15 protein-coding genes, 1 tRNA gene and 1 riboswitch are annotated in these 17362 nt (G+C 71.1%); of the genes, 13 read left to right on the top strand and 3 right to left on the bottom strand.

All coding sequences use genetic code 11. From position 1 onward, the window contains the following. The first annotated feature begins 101 nt into the window (after positions 1-101). Positions 102-1574: an NAD-dependent malic enzyme gene (locus tag ABD369_RS12190; protein ID WP_344636336.1), complete on the top strand. Its 1473-nt coding sequence runs from the start codon at positions 102-104 to the stop codon at positions 1572-1574. A 492-nt stretch (positions 1575-2066) separates the two neighbouring features. Continuing rightward, a complete protein-coding gene (locus ABD369_RS12185) occupies positions 2067-2348 on the top strand; it encodes an HU family DNA-binding protein (protein WP_045303480.1) in 282 nt (93 codons plus the stop codon). 91 nt (positions 2349-2439) lie between these two features. On the opposite strand, the gene murA is transcribed toward ABD369_RS12185, so the two are convergent. Then, positions 2440-3780: a UDP-N-acetylglucosamine 1-carboxyvinyltransferase gene (gene murA / locus ABD369_RS12180; protein ID WP_344636335.1), complete on the bottom strand. Its 1341-nt coding sequence runs from the start codon at positions 3778-3780 to the stop codon at positions 2440-2442. A gap of 281 nt (positions 3781-4061) precedes the next feature. Here murA and ABD369_RS12175 point away from each other — a divergent pair, with 281 nt between their 5' ends. The 3 genes from ABD369_RS12175 to ABD369_RS12165 all read left to right on the top strand — a co-directional run bounded on the left by ABD369_RS12175 (position 4062) and on the right by ABD369_RS12165 (position 5344). Continuing rightward, complete coding sequence (locus ABD369_RS12175; RefSeq protein ID WP_344636334.1) at positions 4062-4631, top strand: YqgE/AlgH family protein; 570 nt, start codon at positions 4062-4064, stop codon at positions 4629-4631. 54 nt (positions 4632-4685) lie between these two features. Then, positions 4686-4958 carry a DUF3039 domain-containing protein gene (locus ABD369_RS12170; protein ID WP_344636333.1) on the top strand — a complete coding sequence of 91 codons (273 nt, stop codon included), beginning with the start codon at positions 4686-4688 and terminating at the stop codon, positions 4956-4958. Between the two features lie 209 nt (positions 4959-5167). Beyond that, a complete protein-coding gene (locus ABD369_RS12165; RefSeq protein ID WP_425557596.1) occupies positions 5168-5344 on the top strand; it encodes a hypothetical protein in 177 nt (58 codons plus the stop codon). 53 nt (positions 5345-5397) lie between these two features. Here ABD369_RS12165 and ABD369_RS12160 read toward each other — a convergent pair whose 3' ends face one another. Then, the gene (locus ABD369_RS12160) at positions 5398-5928 is read right to left on the bottom strand and encodes a DUF6624 domain-containing protein (RefSeq protein ID WP_344636332.1); all 531 of its coding nucleotides are present in this window, start codon (positions 5926-5928) and stop codon (positions 5398-5400) included. A gap of 455 nt (positions 5929-6383) precedes the next feature. Between ABD369_RS12160 and ABD369_RS12155 the strand changes: the two genes are divergently transcribed. The 7 genes from ABD369_RS12155 (at position 6384) to ABD369_RS12125 (ending at position 16261) form a co-directional block, all read left to right on the top strand. Continuing rightward, the gene (locus ABD369_RS12155) at positions 6384-7250 is read left to right on the top strand and encodes an FAD binding domain-containing protein (protein ID WP_344636372.1); all 867 of its coding nucleotides are present in this window, start codon (positions 6384-6386) and stop codon (positions 7248-7250) included. Further along, positions 7247-8716, top strand: a complete 1470-nt coding sequence (locus ABD369_RS41100) for a (2Fe-2S)-binding protein (protein WP_425557595.1) — start codon at positions 7247-7249, stop codon at positions 8714-8716. The genes ABD369_RS12155 and ABD369_RS41100 overlap by 4 nt, the downstream gene beginning before the upstream one ends. Beyond that, the gene (locus ABD369_RS12145) at positions 8713-11049 is read left to right on the top strand and encodes a xanthine dehydrogenase family protein molybdopterin-binding subunit (RefSeq protein ID WP_344636331.1); all 2337 of its coding nucleotides are present in this window, start codon (positions 8713-8715) and stop codon (positions 11047-11049) included. The genes ABD369_RS41100 and ABD369_RS12145 overlap by 4 nt, the downstream gene beginning before the upstream one ends. 223 nt (positions 11050-11272) lie before the next feature. Further along, positions 11273-12574, top strand: a complete 1302-nt coding sequence (locus ABD369_RS12140) for a S8 family serine peptidase (protein ID WP_344636371.1) — start codon at positions 11273-11275, stop codon at positions 12572-12574. Positions 12575-12840: 266 nt separating this feature from the next. Further along, positions 12841-14214: a S8 family serine peptidase gene (locus ABD369_RS12135; RefSeq protein WP_344636330.1), complete on the top strand. Its 1374-nt coding sequence runs from the start codon at positions 12841-12843 to the stop codon at positions 14212-14214. Between the two features lie 143 nt (positions 14215-14357). Further along, on the top strand, positions 14358-14684 hold the full coding sequence (locus ABD369_RS12130) for a hypothetical protein (RefSeq protein ID WP_344636329.1): 327 nt from the start codon (positions 14358-14360) through the stop codon (positions 14682-14684). A 62-nt stretch (positions 14685-14746) separates the two neighbouring features. Then, entirely contained in the window at positions 14747-16261 is a 1515-nt protein-coding gene (locus ABD369_RS12125; protein ID WP_344636328.1) for a WXG100 family type VII secretion target, read from the top strand. 187 nt (positions 16262-16448) lie between these two features. Here ABD369_RS12125 and ABD369_RS12120 read toward each other — a convergent pair. After that, positions 16449-16520 (bottom strand) — tRNA-Cys (locus ABD369_RS12120). Between the two features lie 317 nt (positions 16521-16837). Next, positions 16838-16900, top strand: a riboswitch (guanidine-III (ykkC-III) riboswitch). Between the two features lie 58 nt (positions 16901-16958). Between ABD369_RS12120 and ABD369_RS12115 the strand changes: the two genes are divergently transcribed. Beyond that, positions 16959-17273, top strand: a complete 315-nt coding sequence (locus ABD369_RS12115) for a DMT family transporter (RefSeq protein WP_344636327.1) — start codon at positions 16959-16961, stop codon at positions 17271-17273. Positions 17274-17362 lie beyond the last annotated feature (89 nt).

The raw sequence follows: 17362 nt of genomic DNA, 5'->3' as shown, positions 1-17362 counted from the left end.
TGCGACGATCGAGGTCTAGCGTGCGCGGGGCCGACTGCAACGGGATGTTGAAGCCGGGGTCCTGCCGCCAAGCCTCTTGAGTGGATGGAAGAAGGACGTCGATGGCGACGGTGCCAAGTGTCTCGAACTCGATCACGGTGCGTCTGGAGGTCCCGGCCACCGGCAACGCCGTGAGCTCGATCACGACGGCCGTCGAGTCCTCCGGTGGCTCGGTGACCGGTCTGGACGTGACCGCCTCGGGGCTGGAGGCCCTGCGGATCGATGTGACCGTGGCGGCCGCCTCGGTCGCGCACGGCCAGGAGATCGTCGAGAAGCTCCGGACGATCGAGGGTGTCTCGATCGGCAAGGTCTCGGACCGCACCTTCCTGATGCACCTCGGCGGCAAGATCGAGATGTCGTCCAAGCTGCCGATCCGCAACCGTGACGACCTCTCGATGATCTACACCCCGGGTGTCGCCCGGGTCTGCATGGCGATCGCCGAGAACCCCGAGGACGCCCGCCGCCTCACCATCAAGCGCAACAGCGTCGCCGTGGTCACCGACGGCTCCGCGGTGCTGGGCCTGGGCAACATCGGCCCGCAGGCCGCGCTGCCGGTGATGGAGGGCAAGGCGGCCCTGTTCAAGCGTTTCGCGGGCATCGACGCCTGGCCGATCTGCCTGGACACCCAGGACGCCGACCAGATCGTCGAGATCGTCCGTGCGATCGCCCCGGGCTTCGCGGGCATCAACCTGGAGGACATCTCCGCCCCGCGCTGCTTCGAGATCGAGGCCCGGCTGCGCGAGGCCCTGGACATCCCGGTCTTCCACGACGACCAGCACGGCACCGCGATCGTGGTGCTGGCCGCGCTGACCAACGCGCTGCGGGTGGTCGGCAAGGAGATCGGCGACATCCGCGTGGTGATGTCGGGTGCCGGCGCCGCCGGTACCGCGATCCTCAAGCTGCTGCTGGCCGCCGGCGTCGAGCACGCCACCGTGGCGGACGTCCGCGGTGTGGTGCACAGCGGCCGTGACGACCTCAACGACAGCCTGCGCTGGATCGCCGAGCACACCAACCGCTCGGGCCGTACCGGCAGCCTCAAGGAGGCCGTGGCGGGCGCGGACGTGTTCATCGGGGTCTCGGCCCCGAACGTGCTGGACGGCGACGACATCGCCGCCATGGCCGACAACGCGATCGTCTTCGCGCTGGCCAACCCGGACCCGGAGGTCGACCCGGCCGTGGCCCGGCAGAGCGCCGCCGTGGTCGCCACCGGCCGCAGCGACTTCCCGAACCAGATCAACAACGTGCTGGTCTTCCCCGGCGTCTTCCGCGGCCTGCTGGACGCGCAGAGCAAGACGGTCAACACCGACATGATGATCGCCGCCGCCCGGGCGCTGGCCACCACCGTCTTGGACGACCAGCTCAACGCCAACTACATCATCCCCAGCGTGTTCCACCCGGACGTGGCCAAGACCGTGGCCGCCGCCGTCCGGGAGGCGGCGCTGGCCGCCCGCGAGGGCGAGCCGGCCCCGGAGAAGCCCACCCCCGGCATCGTCGGCACGCTCGACACCGCCTCGTTCCCGGCCATCAAGATCTGACCGGAGTGTCGGCCCGGCGTGTCGCACAGCCGGTCAAATGTGCGATTAGCTACCAAAACCTCCCTTACACGCCCCGAACCCTTGCGACACAAGGGGAAGGGGCGTGTTTGGGCTTGTCGGTGCCAGGGCGTACGGTAGCCCTGCACGGGGCGGCGTGTCCGACAAGTACGGAACGTCCCTTCCGGCGTCCCGGCGTGTCGTCCCGACCGCCGCCCGCTCCGGTCCGCCGGAGCCGACGGAGTGTCACAACTCCGTCCGGCGGGCGCTGTTCGGGTCAACCTCGCCGGATCCCGATTGGCTTTCTCAGTGCCGGTCGGGGCAGGATTCGTACCCAGGCAGTGCGGTTTGAGGCGCTTCGGGGTGCAAGCCCGACCCCTGACCAACCCTCGCCTGAACGAGCACAGTGTGCGGACCAGCGGCCCGCCGGGTGCCCCCGGAGGGGGACCGATGGGGCCCCCGCACACGCAACGCGAACAGACCACAGGAGTACACATGAACCGCAGTGAGCTGGTGGCCGCTCTGGCCGACCGTGCCGAGGTGACCCGCAAGGACGCCGACGCCGTGCTGGCCGCCTTCGCCGAGGTCGTCGGTGAGGTTGTTGCCAAGGGTGACGAGAAGGTCACCATCCCCGGCTTCCTGACCTTCGAGCGCACCCACCGTGCCGCCCGTACCGCCCGTAACCCGCAGACCGGTGACCCGATCCAGATCCCCGCGGGCTACAGCGCCAAGGTCAGCGCTGGTTCGAAGCTGAAGGAAGCCGCCAAGGGCAAGTGACGCCGGGCTCCTCGGAGCCGCGTCCAGCACAGACGGCGATGGCCGGTCCCCCCTCGGGGGGACCGGCCATCGGTCGTTGCGGGTGCGGTGATCAGATCGTGGCGAGCTGCTCGGCGGGCAGCTCGACGTGAGCGCCGAGGTCGCGCAGCTTCGCCATGAAGTTCTCGTAACCGCGGTTGATCAGGTCGATGCCGTGCACGGTCGAGGTGCCCTCGGCGGCCAGCGCCGCGATCAGGTACGAGAAGCCGCCGCGCAGGTCCGGGATGACCAGCTCGGACCCGATCAGCTTGGACGGTCCGGAGACCACCGCGGAGTGCTGGAAGTTCCGCGCGCCGAAGCGGCAGGGGGTGGCGCCCAGGCACTCGCGGTAGAGCTGGATGTGCGCGCCCATCTGGTTCAGCGCGCCGGTGAAGCCGAGCCGCGACTCGTACACCGTCTCGTGCACGATGGACAGCCCGGTGGCCTGGGTCAGCGCGACCACCAGCGGCTGCTGCCAGTCGGTCTGGAAGCCGGGGTGCACGTCGGTCTCCAGGGCGATCGCCTTGAGCTCGCCGCCCGGGTGCCAGAAGCGGATGCCCTCGTCGTCCACCTCGAAGGCGCCACCCACCTTGCGGAAGGTGTTGAGGAAGGTCATCATCTCCAGCTGGCGGGCGCCCCGGACGTAGATGTCGCCCTTGGTGGCCAGCGCGGCGCAGGCCCAGGAGGCGGCCTCCAGGCGGTCCGGCAGCGCACGGTGGGTGTAGCCGTCGAGCTCGTCCACGCCGGTGATCAGGATGGTGCGGTCGGTGCCCATCGAGATGATCGCGCCCATCTTCTGCAGCACGCAGATCAGGTCGACGATCTCCGGCTCGATGGCGGCGTTGCGCAGCTCGGTGACACCCTCGGCGAGCACCGCGGTGAGCAGCACCTGCTCGGTCGCGCCGACCGAGGGGAAGGGCAGCTCGATCTTGGTGCCGTGCAGCCGCTGCGGGGCGACCAGGTAGGTGCCCTGCGGGTGCTTCTCGATGGTGGCGCCGAACTGGCGCAGCACGTCGAAGTGGAAGTCCACCGGGCGGCCGCCGATGTCGCAGCCGCCGAGGCCGGGGATGAAGGCGTGGCCGAGGCGGTGCAGCAGCGGGCCGCAGAACAGGATCGGGATCCGCGAGGAGCCGGCGTGCGCGTCGATGTCCGCGACGTTGGCACTCTCCACGTGCGAGGGGTCGAGGATGAGCTCGCCGTCCTCGTCGCCCGTGCGCACCGTCACGCCGTGGAGCTGGAGCAATCCACGCACAACCTTCACATCCCGGATGTCCGGGACATTGCGCAGGCGGCTCGGGCCCTGCCCGAGCAGCGCGGCGACCATGGCCTTGGGCACCAGGTTCTTCGCGCCGCGGATCTGGATCTCGCCCTCCAGCGGGTTGCCGCCGTGGACCAGCAGGACGTCGTCGGTCATCGTTCTCGCAATCACGGGATGCCATGGGAAGGGGCAGGGGCCTGCGGTGGCGCTCTACGGGTGGCAGGCAGGCGCACGGCAACCATGGCTCGATCGAGACAGGGGGCCACCACCACGTAGATGGTAATGGCCGGGCGATTGGTTCCCTTGCGCCCTATTGGTGATCGTGGCCTGTGCGGGCCCCGCATGGCGTCCGAGTTGGTCCGTACGGGTGTTCGGTAGCCGTTGTGGGCTTTCGTGTTGGGCGCCCGCGAAGGCCCCAACTGCGGGATCATGTGGGCATGACACCGGCCCTCTCGCACACCGGCCGACTCCTCGTCGCGACGCCCCTGCTGACCGACCCGAACTTCGCCCGGTCGGTGGTGCTGCTCCTCGACCACGACGCGCAGGGCGCGCTCGGCGTCGTGCTCAACCGGCCGACCCCGATCGAGGTGGGCAGTGTGCTGGACGGCTGGGCGGACCTGGCCGGCCGGCCCCCGGTGGTCTTCCAGGGCGGACCGGTGGCCCTGGACTCGGCACTCGCGGTGGCCGTGGTGCCCGGCGAGCCGGGCCAGGCCGAACCGCTCGGCTGGCGGCGGGTGCACGGGGCGATCGGCCTGGTCGACCTGGAGGCGCCGCCCGAGGTGCTGGCCGGGGAGCTGGGCGCGCTGCGGGTCTTCGCCGGGTACTCCGGCTGGTCGCCGGGGCAGCTGGAGAACGAGGTCGCCGAGGGCGCCTGGCACCTGGTCGACGCCGAGCCCGGGGACATCTCCTGCCCGGAACCCGAGCGGCTCTGGCGCTCGGTGCTGCGCCGCCAGCGCGGCCCGCTGGCGATACTCGCGACCTACCCGGACGACCCGACCCTGAACTGACCCGCCCCCGGGAAGCTGGCCGCCTTCCGAGCCGCCCCCATAGACTAGGCACCTATGAGCACTCTTGAGCCCGAGCGCGGCCTCGGCACCGGCACCCTGGTCGAGCCCGTCCCCCAGGTGTCCAACGGGGACGGAGACCACGAGCGCTTCGCCCACTACGTCCAGAAGGACAAGATCATGGAGAGTGCCCTGTCCGGCACTCCCGTGGTGGCACTGTGCGGCAAGGTCTGGGTACCGGGGCGCGACCCGAAGAAGTACCCGGTCTGCCCGATGTGCAAGGAGATCTTCGACGGGATCGACAAGCCGCAGGGCGACGACCAGCAGTAGGCCGTCCCCGTTGACGCGGTGACCGGGCGGGACCGGTTCCGGTCCGTGCCGGCCGAACCGCGCGGGGCAGGACGGTCCGCACGGCCGGTGTTCCTGCGGATCTCGTCGCTGCCCCGCTGCGTGCTGTCCGTGCCCGGAACGCCGAGGAGTTCCCGCTCGGGCCTGCCACCACCCTGACCGCCGAAGCCGGACCGGCGGACGTCGGGTCCGTGCTGCCCGCTCCCGGCGAGCGGGATCCCGCCGGCTTCGAGCGGCGGATGGCGGCGCACTGCGCGCGACTCGACGCGCTCGGGGTGGAGTGCCGCCCGGGCGACGGGCCCCGTCCCCGGCAGTGCCGCCCCGGCGTGGTCGGCCAACCCCTGGACGGGCCGCCGTCGGCGGTCTGACGGCGATCGGGCCGACTGCCGTGAGCGGGCGCCGGCCTCACCCGGGTCGGCGGCTAGCGCGGAGCGTGCCTGGCCGTGTAGAGGGCGAACGGCTCGATGCCGACCTCGGCGCGCAGCTCGTCCATCCGGTCGGGCTGCTCGCACGGCCACGGGACGGGGGCCCCGTCCACCACCGCGCCGATCTGGGTGCCGTAGATCTGCGGGCGGCCCTCGTTGACCAGGGTGCGGTCGTGCAGGAAGGCGAGATCGCGGGCGTCCGCCAGGCCCTCCTGTACGGCCGCCGTCATCAGTTCGAGGGCCCGCCGCTGGATGTCCGTTCGGCGGTCGGAGTGCTGGGCGATCAGCCAGGCCGCGCGGGCCGCCTCCGGGCCCACCAGGTCGGCCGTGGGCCAGCCGTACGCGTCCATGATCTCGTCCAGCCGCTCGCCGTGGCGGGCGGTCAGCCGCCGCCAGGTCAGCTGCTCGGCCAGGTCGGGGCTGTGGGCGGTGGTGACGGCGGCGTGGTCGGCGGCGGCCATCGCGGTCAGTTCGGCAGCGAGCTCGGCGAGCTCGGCCGGGGCGGGAGGTGTCTGTCGCTGGGTCATCCGGGCTCCTCGGTACGGGGTCGGGTGCCTCCACGCTAGGTCCGCCGAATGCGACCAAGATCATCCCCGGGGACGGTGACACGGGGCGCTCGACTGGGCGAGAATTGATCCACCGGGACGGCCGGTGCCGGAACCCGCCCGGGTGGCAGGACGTCAAGAACTGGTGACCGATCGATCCCGTTCGGACGGCATCGCGGCGGACTCCGGCCGGATTCGTCCGGGAATCGGCCGGCTTGCCCGCGCCGGCCGGGAAATGATCACCACGCTTTGTGTGCCAGAGTTGCCCAAGCCGCACCCATCGCCCGTACCCTACGGGCCAGGCCGCACTGCCGATGGGGCTGAGACCCCGGCCGGAGGCCGCTGGGTGCTTCTCCCGTCCGGAGAAGATCCGGGGGAGGGTCAGGCAGTTTGACGAGCAAGTGGAGCACGGTGGAATCCTGGTGAACCGGACGATCATGCTGCCGGCCTCGGTCGACGAGGCCGTGGAGGCGCTCGCAGTCACCCCCGGCGCGGTGCCGGTGGCCGGGGCCACCGACCTGATGGAGGCGGTCAACGCCGGACGGCTCCGCCCGGCCGCGCTGGTCGGCCTCGGTCGGATCACCGAGCTGCGCGGCTGGCGCTACGAGGACGGCGGCACCGCGGTCCTGGGCGCCGGCCTCACCCACGCCCGGATGGACCGGCCCGACTTCGCCGCGCTCATCCCGGCCCTCGCCGACGCCGCCCGTACCGCAGGACCTCCGCAGGTCCGCAACGTGGGCACGCTCGGCGGCAACATCGCCACCGCCGCGTCCGCCGGCGACACCCTCCCCGTCCTCACCGTGCTGGAGGCGACCGCCACCCTGGCCGGCGCGGGCGGCACCCGCGAGGTCCCGATCAGCCACCTGCTCACCGGACTCGATCCGCTGCGCCCCGGCGAACTGCTCACCTGGGTCCGGGTCCCGCTGCTGCACGCCCCGCAGGTCTTCCTCAAGGCCACCAACCGCAGCGGCCCCGCCCGCGCCGCCGCCTCAGTCGCCCTGGTCCTCGACCCCGCCCGGCGCGCCGTGCGCTGCGCGGTCGGCGCCGTCGCCCCCGTGCCGCTGCGGCCGCTGGAGGCCGAGGCCTGGGTCGCCGGCTGCATCGACTGGGACGCCAGGGGTGCGGAGGGCGTGGTCCCGATCGACCCGGCGGCGGCCGCCGCCTTCGGCGAGTACGTGGCCGCGGCCTGCATCCCCGACGGTGCGCTGGTCGCCGGCCCGGAGGGGGCGGGCGCGGTGGCCGTACGGCTGCGGCGTACCGTATCGGTGCTGGCCCGACGGGCACTGGGAAGGGCGCTGAAGTGACGACGACAGACCCGATCGACTCCGGCTCGGTCGGACCCGACTCCACGGCGGCCGGTGCGGCCGGGGCCGACCCGCTGGACACCGGCGCGACGGTTGCCGCCGCGCTCGATCCGCTGGGCGCCGACCCGCTGGGCGGCGGTGTGCCGACCGGTGCTCCGCTGGGTGTCGACCCGCTCGGCGCGGACCCGCTCGGTCTCGGTGCGATGGAGTACGGCGGCAACGGCCGGCCCTGCGCCTCGTACACCCTGCGCGTCAACGGCTTCGAACGGCCCGTCACCGACGCCTGGATCGGCGAGAGCCTGCTCTACGTGCTGCGTGAGCGCCTCGGTCTGGCCGGGGCCAAGGACGGCTGCGAGCAGGGCGAGTGCGGTGCCTGCTCGGTGCTGGTGGACGGTCAGCTGGTGGCCGGCTGCCTGGTGCCCGCCGCGTTGGCCTCCGACAGCGAGATCGCCACGGTGGAGGGCCTCTCGGCGGGCGGCGCCGCCAGCGACGTACAGCAGGCGCTCGCCGACTCGGGCGCCGTCCAGTGCGGCTACTGCACCCCGGGCCTGGCCATGGCCGTGCACGACCTGCTGCAGCGCAACCACCGGCCCAGCGAGATCGAGGCCCGCCAGGCGCTCTGCGGCAACCTCTGCCGCTGCACCGGCTACCGGGGTGTCCTCGCCGCCGTGCAGGCGGTCGCCGATGCGCGCGGTGCCGAGGAGGAAGTCGCCGAGGAGGAGGCCGCTGCCCCGTCCGAGGCGTCGGTGGCCGCCGAGCCGGAAGGGGCCGCCACCGAGCTGCCCGCCGAGTCAGTCCCGGTCGAGGTCCCGGGCGCGGACGGCGGGCTCGCCCAGGTGACGTCGACGCAGCCGATGCCCGTCCAGCCCGACCCCGCCCAGTCGGCGATTGCCCAGTCGGGGATCGCCCAGCCGGGATTCCAGCCCGGGATCGCCCAGCCCGTCGCCGACCTGCCCGCGCAGACCGGGGAGCTGCCGGTCTACGCCGACGCCGAGGCCTGGGTGGAGGCTGACCCCTGGGTGGAGGCCGATCCCTGGGTGGAGGCCGATCCCTGGGTGGAGGCCGAGGTGCAGTACCCCGTCGAGCCCACCACCGTCGGCAGCGGGACCGGCATCGACTACGGCACCACGACCACCCACCAGACCGGCGTCTACGAGCCGTACCCCGGCTACACCGCCACCCCGGCGCACGGCACGCCGTACGACCCCGGTTACGAGGCCCAGCCCTCGTACCAGGCCCCCTACGACGCGTCGTACGACACCGCCTACGGCCAGAGCCACTACGAGGCCGCCCCGGCCCACGGCACGGCGATGGACGGCCCGCTCTACGAGAACGCGCCCGCCCACGGCACCCCGTACGTCCCGGCTCCCGCGCACGGCACCCCCTTCGCGGAAGGCGCCCCCGTCTACGAGGGCTACGACGGCAGCACCCCCGCCCACGGCATCCGCGAGGACGACCACGCATGAGTTCGCCGACCGACATCTCCTCGCCGACCGACCTGTCCGCGGTCGCCACCGAGGAGCCGAAGGACGCCGAGCCCTTCGGCCTCGGCAGCCCCGCCCTGCGCACCGACGCGCTCCCCAAGGCGCTCGGCATCTACCCCTACGCCGCCGACCTGTGGGCCGAGGGACTGCTCTGGGGCGCCGTGCTGCGCTCGCCGCACCCGCACGCGCGGATCGTCGCCGTCGACACCGCCCCCGCGCTCGCCCTCCCCGGCGTGCACGCCGTGGTCACCGCCGCCGACCTGCCACCGGGCCCCGAGGGCACCCCCGACGGCGCACCGTCCGGACCGGTCACCGCCGACCGGCCGATCCTCGCCTGCGGCGTGGTCCGCCACCACGGCGAGCCGGTTGCCGCCGTCGCCGCCGACCACCCCGACACCGCGCGGCTCGCCGCCGCCTCGATCGTGGTCGAGTACGAGCTGCTGGAAGCGGTCAGCGACCCCGAGCAGTCCTTCAACGTCCCGCCGCTGCACCCGGACGGCAACCTCTTCCGGCACATTCCGCTGCGCACCGGCGACCCGGAGGCCGTCGGCGAGGTCGTCGTCGAGGGCCTCTACCAGGTCGGCCGGCAGGACCCGGCCCCGCTCGGCTCCGAGGCGGGACTCGCCGTACCCCGGCCCGACGGCGGCGTCGAACTCCACCTCTCCTCCACCGACCCGCACGGCGACCGCGACCGCACCGCCGCGTGCCTGGGCATCGAACCCGACCGGGTCCGCCTGGTGGTCACCGGTGTCCCCGGCGCCACCAGCGACCGCGAGGACCTCTCCTTCCAGGTCACCCTGGCACTGCTCGCGCTGCGCACCGGCCGGCCGGTGAAGATGGTCCTCACCCGCGAGGAGTCCTTCCACGCCCACACCAGCCGCCACCCGGCGCTGCTGCGCTACCGCCACCACGCGGACGCCGAAGGCAAGCTGGTCAAGGTCGAGGCGCAGATCCTGCTGGACGGCGGCGCGTACGCCGACGTCTCCGCCGAGGCGCTGGCCGCCGCCGCGGCCTTCTCGGTCGGCCCGTACGTCTGCCCCAACGTCCTCGTGGACGCCTGGGCGGTACGCACCAACAACCCGCCGGCCGGCCGGATGCGCGGCGAGGGCGCCCTGCAGACCTGCTTCGCGTACGAGTCCCAGCTCGACCAGCTCGCCGTGCAACTGGGCATCGACCCGCTGGAGATCCGCCGCCGCAACGCCATGGCCACCGGCGACCCGATGCCCACCGGACAGGCCGTCACCTGCCCGGCCCCGGTCGCCTCCCTGCTCGACGCCATCGCCGAGTCCCCGCTGCCCGCCCTGCCCCTGGACGACCCCGAGGCCGAGTGGCTGCTCCCCGGCGGTCCCGGCGGCGCGGGCGATCCGGCCGCCATCCGGCGCGGCATCGGCTACGCGGTCGGCATGGTGCACATGCTCGGCGCCGAGGGCGAGGACGAGGTCTCCACCGCCACCGTCCGGGTCAGCGGCAACCACGCGACCGTGATCTGCGCGGCGGTCGACGTCGGTCAGGGCTTCGCCACCCTGGCCCGGCAGATCGTGCAGTCGGTGCTGGGCGTCTCCGAGGTCTACGTCGCCCCGGTCGACAGCGACCAGTCGGTCGCCGGACCGTCCGCGCGCGGCCGGCACACCTGGGTCTCCGGCGGCGCGGTGGAGCGGGCCGCCCTGATGGTGCGCCACCAACTGCTCCAGCCGATCGCCGCCAACTTCGGCATGTCGGTCGAACTGCTCACGATCGCCGACGGCAAGATCACCTCCTACGACGGCGTCCTGGGCATGCCCGTCGGCGAGGCCCTGGAGGGCAAGGAGCTCTGGGCCACCGCCCAGTGCCGCCCCCACCCGACCGAACCGCTCAACGAGTCGGGCCAGGGCGACGCCTTCGTCTCCATCGCCTTCTGCGCCATGCGGGCCGTGGTGGACGTCGACATCGAACTGGGCGCGGTCCGGGTCGTCGACGTGACGGTCGCCCAGGACGTGGGCCGCGCCCTGAACCCGCGCCAGATCGAGGACCGCATCGAAGCCGCCGTCGCCCACGGCGTCGGCCTCGCCCTGCTGGAGAACCTCCGCACCGAGAACGGCCGCATCCTCAACGCATCCCTCACCGGCTACCGCCTCCCGACGGCCCTGGACACCCCCGACGTCCGGATCGCCGCACTGCTCGAAGAACGCGACGTCGTCGCCACCTTCGGCGCCAAGGCGGTCAGCGCGGTGCCGGCCGTGGTCGCACCGGCCGCCGTGGCCGCGGCAGTTCGGGCGGCCACCGGACTGCCGGTCGGCCGGCTGCCGATCCTGCCGGAGGACGCGATCGTCGGCTGACGGGGCGGGCCCGCGCGGGACGGCTGACGCCGGGTGCCGACGGGGCCTGCCCGCGTCGGTTCGTCGGGCTCTGGATACGATCGATCGGCTGTCTGCCTGCGCCGGTGATCTGCCGGCCGTGCGGACGGCACGGGTGTTCTGCCGACGGGGGACGGGGAGCGGTGACGCTCAGTAGGGCTGTGCGCGCACTGGGGGCCGTGACGGTGGCCGGGGGGGGGGTCTTCTGGTAGGGGCGCCGGTTGCGAGCGCGGACTACGTCCGCGACGGGCAGTGGGCCAACCAGGAGTTCGACCTGCAGAAGGTCTGGTCGGTCAGCAAGGGTGACGGGGTTGTCGTCGCGCTCGTCGACAGCGGCGTGGACGCGAGCCACCCGGACCTGACCGGCCAGGTGTTGGATGGTTACGACCCGAGTGGCAAGGGGCTCAACGCTCATCCCACGGCCCCCCACGGGACCCAGATGGCCGGTCTGATCGCTGCGCACGGTCACGGCGATGGAGAAGGGGCGGTCGGCCTGGCGCCGGGCGCCAAGATCCTTCCCATCTACCAGGCGAGGGTGCGGGGCATTGATGCCGTCCCCGAAGACATCAAGTGGGCAGTGGACCATCAGGCCAGGGTGGTCAACCTCTCGCTGGGTGGCGCTGAGTACAGAGACCCCAAGCTAGCGGATGCAATTGCCTATGCTGCCGAGAAGGATGTCCTGCTCGTCGTGGCAGCCGGCAACGAAGGTGGGCCAGTGGCCGCGCCGGCGAATCAACCGGGCGTGCTGGCGGTCGGCGCAGTGGACAAGAACAACACCGCGTGGGACATGTCGAACCATGGTCCGGAAGTGATGCTTACCGCCCCGGGTGTCCGTATCGTCAGCACCGGCTCATGTAACGGCAATCAGTACTGCATCGGGGACGGAACCTCTGATGCGACCGCCTACGTGTCCGCAGCCGCTGCGCTGGTCCGGGCCAAGTTTCCGAAGCTGACGGCTGGCCAGGTGGCCAACCGGCTGGTGAAGTCGGCGTATGTCCCATCGTCGCTGCAGGGCGTCAAGTCGCCAGATCAGCACTATGGTTACGGCATCGTCCGCCCGTATGAGGCGCTCACCCAGGACATCCCCGAAGGCCCGGCGCAGGGTCCGCTGGCCAAGCCTGTTGGTGCCGAGGACGCGGGCAGCGGTGGTCAGGCTGCTGGTGCGGCGTCCCCCGGTGTGACGAATCCTGGATCCACTGGGCGGGCGCTGGCTGCCGACTCTTCCTCGCACTCCAAGGCCGTCATTGTCCTTGCGGCTGCTGGCGGCGGCATCGTGTTCCTGATCGCGCTGATCGTGGTGATCGCGACGGTGTCCCGTCGCCGGAACTCCGTTCAGAATCTGGCAGGTCAGGCGCCGTACGTTGCCCAGCAACAGTGCGGCGCCCTACCTGTCTGGCCGCAGCAGGTGCAGCCGCCGTACGGAAGCCAGGCCCCGCCAACGGGCTACCCGCCCCAGCAGTCGCACCAGGGAAACCCGTACTACGGACAGGGCGGGACGCATCCCTAATCCTTCGCATTCCGGGGTCAATTAGGCATGTTGAAGCTGGATCGCCCCGTTGCGCGGGCATGTGACGTGTCGACACCGTCGGCTGTCGGACGGTCCGGCGGTACCAACTTCGGCGTGCAGAAGCGGCGCAGAGGCGCGGGGCCCTGCCCGAGTCGGCAAGTCGGGCGATACGATCGAGCTGCCGTCTGCTTGTACTCACGCCGTGCAGGCGGGCATCGGATGTCTACTGACGGGGTGACGGGGAAGCGATGACGCTCAGCAGGACCATGCGCGCACTCGGCGCCACGACACTGGCCGGTGGCCTTCTTCTGGCGGGCGCGCCTGTTGCTAGTGCGGACTATGTCCGCGATGCGCAGTGGGCGAACCAGGAGTTTGACCTGGCGAAGGTCTGGTCGGTCAGCAGGGGCGATGGTGTCAAGGTTGCACTCATCGACAGCGGTGTGGACGGCAGCCATCCGGACCTGACCGGTCAGATCGTGGATAGCTACGATCCGAGCGGTAAGGGGCTCGCGACCCATCCAACCAATGACCATGGAACCAATATGGCCAGCATGATTGCCGGTCACGGCCATGGTAGCGGGAACTCGGAAGGCGTGGTCGGCTTGGCCCCGGGGGTGAAGCTTCTGTCGATCTACAAGGGGACTGCGACTGGAAATAGCGCCGAGGCCGAGGACATTCGCTGGGCCGTGGATCACGGTGCCAAGGTGATCAATATGTCGATCGGCGGAAGTAGCGAAGGGGCTGGGACAGATGAAGCTGTAGCCTACGCCGCGGCGCACGATGTCCTGATCGTGGCGGCAGCCGGCAACAGTGGCATCACCCCTGTTGAGTATCCAGCGAAGGTGCCTGGCATCCTTGCTGTTGGTGCGACCGATAAGAATCGTACGATCTGGTCGCAGTCGAATTACGGCCCAGAAGTCCTGCTGTCGGCGCCTGGCGTGAGGGTCGCCGGCGCTGGAACCTGCGATGGCGGTCAATATTGCATCGGCGACGGCACCTCCGGTGCTACCGCCTACGTGACTGCTGCTGCTGCCTTGGTTCGCGCCAAGTTTCCTAAACTGACGGCCGGTCAGGTGGCTAATCGGCTGGTGAAGTCGGCCTATGTCCCGCCGTCGCTCCAGGGCGCCGAGTTGCCCGACCCGCACTATGGTTTCGGCATCATCCAGCCGTATGAGGCGCTTACTCAGGACATCCCTGACGGTCCCGCACAGGGTCCGCTTGCCAAGCCTGCGGGTGCCAATGGCGCGGGAGATGGCGGTCAGGCGTCCGATGTGTCGTCCCCTGGCGCAACGGGTCCTGGATTGGCCGGGCCGCAGACCGTCGAGCCGGCGACGCACTCCAAGGCCTCTACCATCATCTTCGCTGCCGGTGGCGGTGTTGTGCTTCTGCTTGTGGTGATCGCGGTGATCGTGGCGGTGTCCCGCAGGCGAAAGTCCGGCCAGACGCAGGCTGGTCAGGTGCAGTACGGCGTTGGTGTTCAGCAGTACGGCACTCCACCTGCTTGGTCGCAGCAGGCGCAGCCACCGTATCCGAACCAGCCTCAGTCGCCCTACGGCAATCCGGTGCCGCCGCCTGGCCATCCTTCCCAGCAGCCGTACCAGGGCAACCCGTATGGACAAGGCGGGAGCGAGCAGCGCTGATGGTGTGTCAGCAGCCTTTGGGTAAGCGATACCATCGAACGCCCTAGCTATCGGCCTGTAGCCCGAGCGCGAGGGCGCCATCACCACCCGCCGGAGCCAGTGCCAGACGGGGAAGCATCAACACTCCAGGGGGAGAGAGGCGTATGTCCGACGGATTCCGTGTCAACACCGATGAGTTGGAGGCGGTGGTCAAGCGATTGCGGGACCTCCAGCAGAACCTCGGCCAGACCGCGAACAAGTCCAAGTACAACACCGTCATCGCACGCTCAGACTACGGTGGAGACTTTCTCGAGGCTCAGAGCCTCTACACGGCGCATGACCGGATGCAGCAATCTCTGGCACAGATGACCGCTGACCTGGAGTCCTTGATCAACGACTTCGGGGACAAGGCGAAGGCGGTGCATGACGGGTACCGCAACGTCGAGGCGCAGCACGCTGCGGACATGCAGAAGCAGCAGGAGGGGCACTGATGGCTGCGGACAACGGACCCAAGACTGACTTCGATTGCTTCAGCTTCAGGAACCTCAAGCACATGCTTGAGATCTCCAATGCGGGGCGGCTCAGGGAGGTCAGCGACCACTGGAAGAGCGTGGAGGCGGAGCTCAGCAGCGCAGCCGCCGACCTGCAGCAGGCGGTACAGCATGCGACTCAGAACTGGGAGGGCTCGGCCTCGCAGGGTTTCGTGAGCCGGGCCAATGACATCCAGACCAGGTTGACGACTACGGCGGCTCACGCCAGCAACACCTCCAATGCGATGAGCTTCGCCGGTACAGCGCTTGAGACGGCTGCCGCGAGCATGAAGGGGCTCCACGAGCCCAGCGCGCTGGAAAGGGGCGTGAAACTCCTCAACGACCTCGGAGACCGCTCTGACGCAGGGTTCAAGGCTGATCTCAAGAGTGGCATGCCGCGCTCTACTGCCCTCCAGAAGCACGCTGACCAACTGTCGGCAGGCGAGGTCGCGCATCAGAACGCGATCGTCGTCATGGAGTACGTGGGTAAGAACTACAACCAGGCGGCCCAGTGGCTGGGGGACGAAAAGGATGGCCGCGAGGGCGGCGAGGGGGGTATCCCGAAGCCACCCTCCAACCCCGCCCCCGTAGGCGTAGCCCCCGAGCCCATGCCCACCCTCCCGAACCCGCACTCGCCGAACCCCGGCGGTCCGGGTGGTCCCGGTTGGACGGGGCCGGGCGGTGGCCCAGGTGCGCACGACCCGGGTATGCCCACTCTGCCGGACCCGAACATCCCCGCTCCGCCGTCCCCTGGGCACCCGGGTGGGCCTGGGCACCCGGGTGGGCCGGGGCCTGGTCTGCCGACCCAGCCGGGCATTCCGAACCTGCCGCCGAACCTGCCGCCGAGCACCGGGATCGACTCGCTTCCGCCCACATCTACCGTGCCTCCGGGTAACGGTGGCGGTCTGCCGGGTGGCGGTCTGCCCGGCGGTGGCCTGCCGGGTGGCGGTCTGCCCGGCGGTGGCCTGCCCGGTGGTGGCGGAGGCGGCGGTGGTGGTTACACCGGCGGTCTGCCGGGCAGTCTCGGCGGCGGAAGTCTCGGGACCATCCCGACCGGTGGTGGCCGTGCCGGTGGCGGTACGGCCGGCGGTCTGGGTGCCGGGTCGGGCGCGGGCCGCGGTGCGGCCGGCGGCGCCGGCGGCTCGGGCGCAGGGGGTGCGGCCGGTGGTGCCGGCGGGACCCAGGGCCGTCCCGGCATGCCCGGTATGGGCGGAGCGCACGCCGGCGGTGCCGGCGGTGCCGGCGGCAAGGGCGCGGGCGGCGGCAAGAGCGGCCCGGGTCTGGTCCGTCGGGCCGGCGGTACGGTGGGCGGCGCCCGTTCGGGTAGCGCGAGCGGCCGGAGCTTCACCGAGGGCGGTTCGGGCCTGGGCAAGGCGCGTGCCAACGGCCAGCAGGGCGCGGCCGGAGCCCACGGGGGTCCCGGCAGTGCGGCGGCCAACAAGAAGAAGGGCAAGAACGGCAACCGCCCGGACTACCTCGTCGAGGACGAGGACACCTGGCGTACCGGAGGAGCGGCCAACCCGCCGGTCATCGAGTAGCCGTCGTCCGTAGGGCCGAACCGTGGGGCGTTCTCCAGTCGGGGGAACGCCCCACGGGCGTTTCCGGCGAGAGGCGAGGAATCGATGCGGGCCGCTGTCCGAGATGGAGCGAGAAAACCTTTGCGCGGGGAAGGGGAAATGCCGAACGGCCGACCGGCATGAAATTCCGGTCGGCAATTCGGAAAGGAGGCCATGACGGGGATCGAACCCGTGTAAACCGCTTTGCAGGCGGTTCCCTAAGCCACTCGGGCACACGGCCGTGAACAGCGGCGGAGCGGACTCCGCAGCCGCAGAGCAGGGGAGGAGCGGCGAACGCTCAGGCCTGACGGCCGAGGCGACAGCGGCCGAGGTGACAACGGCGGCCGAGGCGACAGCAGTCGGGAGCGGCGCAGGGGCGGGGCGTCCGGGTGGTCGCCGTCCTCCTGTTCATGGCCTGCTCCTCTCGCGCCGCGCGGTGTCGCCGGTGGCCTCCGAATCGATCGGAGCGCCCGTCGGTGAATTCATTTTATGAGCAGCGGGGCGGCGGGCGTCAATATCCGAATATGAATTCTGTGTTTCGTCGCGTGCTACCGTCGGGGGCAGGTGAGTTGATCGCCCCGGACGAGGCGCGTCGTACCCGGTATGACAAGACGGCGCAGTAATCGCGGCAGAGCCAGGCCAGGCTCGGCCGTCCACTACTGCGGAGGAGAGTCCGGTCATGGCCTGGGTGGTACTGATCGTCGCCGGTGTGCTGGAAACGGTGTGGGCGGTGGCGCTGGAGGCGTCCAGGGGGTTCTCGCGGCCGGTGCCGGGCCTGGTGTTCGCGCTGGGGCTGGCGCTGAGCATGGGCGGACTGGCGTACGCGATGCGGAGCATCCCGCTCGGGACGGGGTACGCGGTGTGGGTGGGGATCGGCGCGGTCGGTACGGCGCTGTACGGGATGGCGGTCATGGGGGACGCGGTGACGACGGCCCGGGTGAGCTGTCTGGTGCTGATTCTCGGTGGTGTGGTCGGGCTGAAGGTCCTGCACTGACGCCTGCGCCGGCAGTGGCTCTCAGGGTCGGTAGCAGGCCCGATGACCGGCGGTGGGTCCTAGGGTCGACGGGGGAGGGACTCGGGACC

It is taken from the genome of Kitasatospora cystarginea, assembly GCF_039533515.1.
Classification (GTDB): domain Bacteria; phylum Actinomycetota; class Actinomycetes; order Streptomycetales; family Streptomycetaceae; genus Kitasatospora; species Kitasatospora cystarginea.
Note: the sequence above shows the minus strand (reverse complement) of the source record. Positions and strands in the feature narration are given on the sequence as shown.

Coding starts and splice junctions, on each gene's coding strand:
- murA (WP_344636335.1), bottom strand. CDS start 3,780: ATGACCGACGACGTCCTGCTGGTCCACGGCGGCAACCCGCTGGAGGGC.
- ABD369_RS12190 (WP_344636336.1), top strand. CDS start 102: ATGGCGACGGTGCCAAGTGTCTCGAACTCGATCACGGTGCGTCTGGAG.
- ABD369_RS12155 (WP_344636372.1), top strand. CDS start 6,384: ATGCTGCCGGCCTCGGTCGACGAGGCCGTGGAGGCGCTCGCAGTCACC.
- ABD369_RS12170 (WP_344636333.1), top strand. CDS start 4,686: ATGAGCACTCTTGAGCCCGAGCGCGGCCTCGGCACCGGCACCCTGGTC.
- ABD369_RS12125 (WP_344636328.1), top strand. CDS start 14,747: ATGCTTGAGATCTCCAATGCGGGGCGGCTCAGGGAGGTCAGCGACCAC.
- ABD369_RS12115 (WP_344636327.1), top strand. CDS start 16,959: ATGGCCTGGGTGGTACTGATCGTCGCCGGTGTGCTGGAAACGGTGTGG.
- ABD369_RS12160 (WP_344636332.1), bottom strand. CDS start 5,928: ATGACCCAGCGACAGACACCTCCCGCCCCGGCCGAGCTCGCCGAGCTC.
- ABD369_RS12185 (WP_045303480.1), top strand. CDS start 2,067: ATGAACCGCAGTGAGCTGGTGGCCGCTCTGGCCGACCGTGCCGAGGTG.
- ABD369_RS12135 (WP_344636330.1), top strand. CDS start 12,841: ATGCGCGCACTCGGCGCCACGACACTGGCCGGTGGCCTTCTTCTGGCG.
- ABD369_RS12145 (WP_344636331.1), top strand. CDS start 8,713: ATGAGTTCGCCGACCGACATCTCCTCGCCGACCGACCTGTCCGCGGTC.
- ABD369_RS12130 (WP_344636329.1), top strand. CDS start 14,358: ATGTCCGACGGATTCCGTGTCAACACCGATGAGTTGGAGGCGGTGGTC.
- ABD369_RS12175 (WP_344636334.1), top strand. CDS start 4,062: ATGACACCGGCCCTCTCGCACACCGGCCGACTCCTCGTCGCGACGCCC.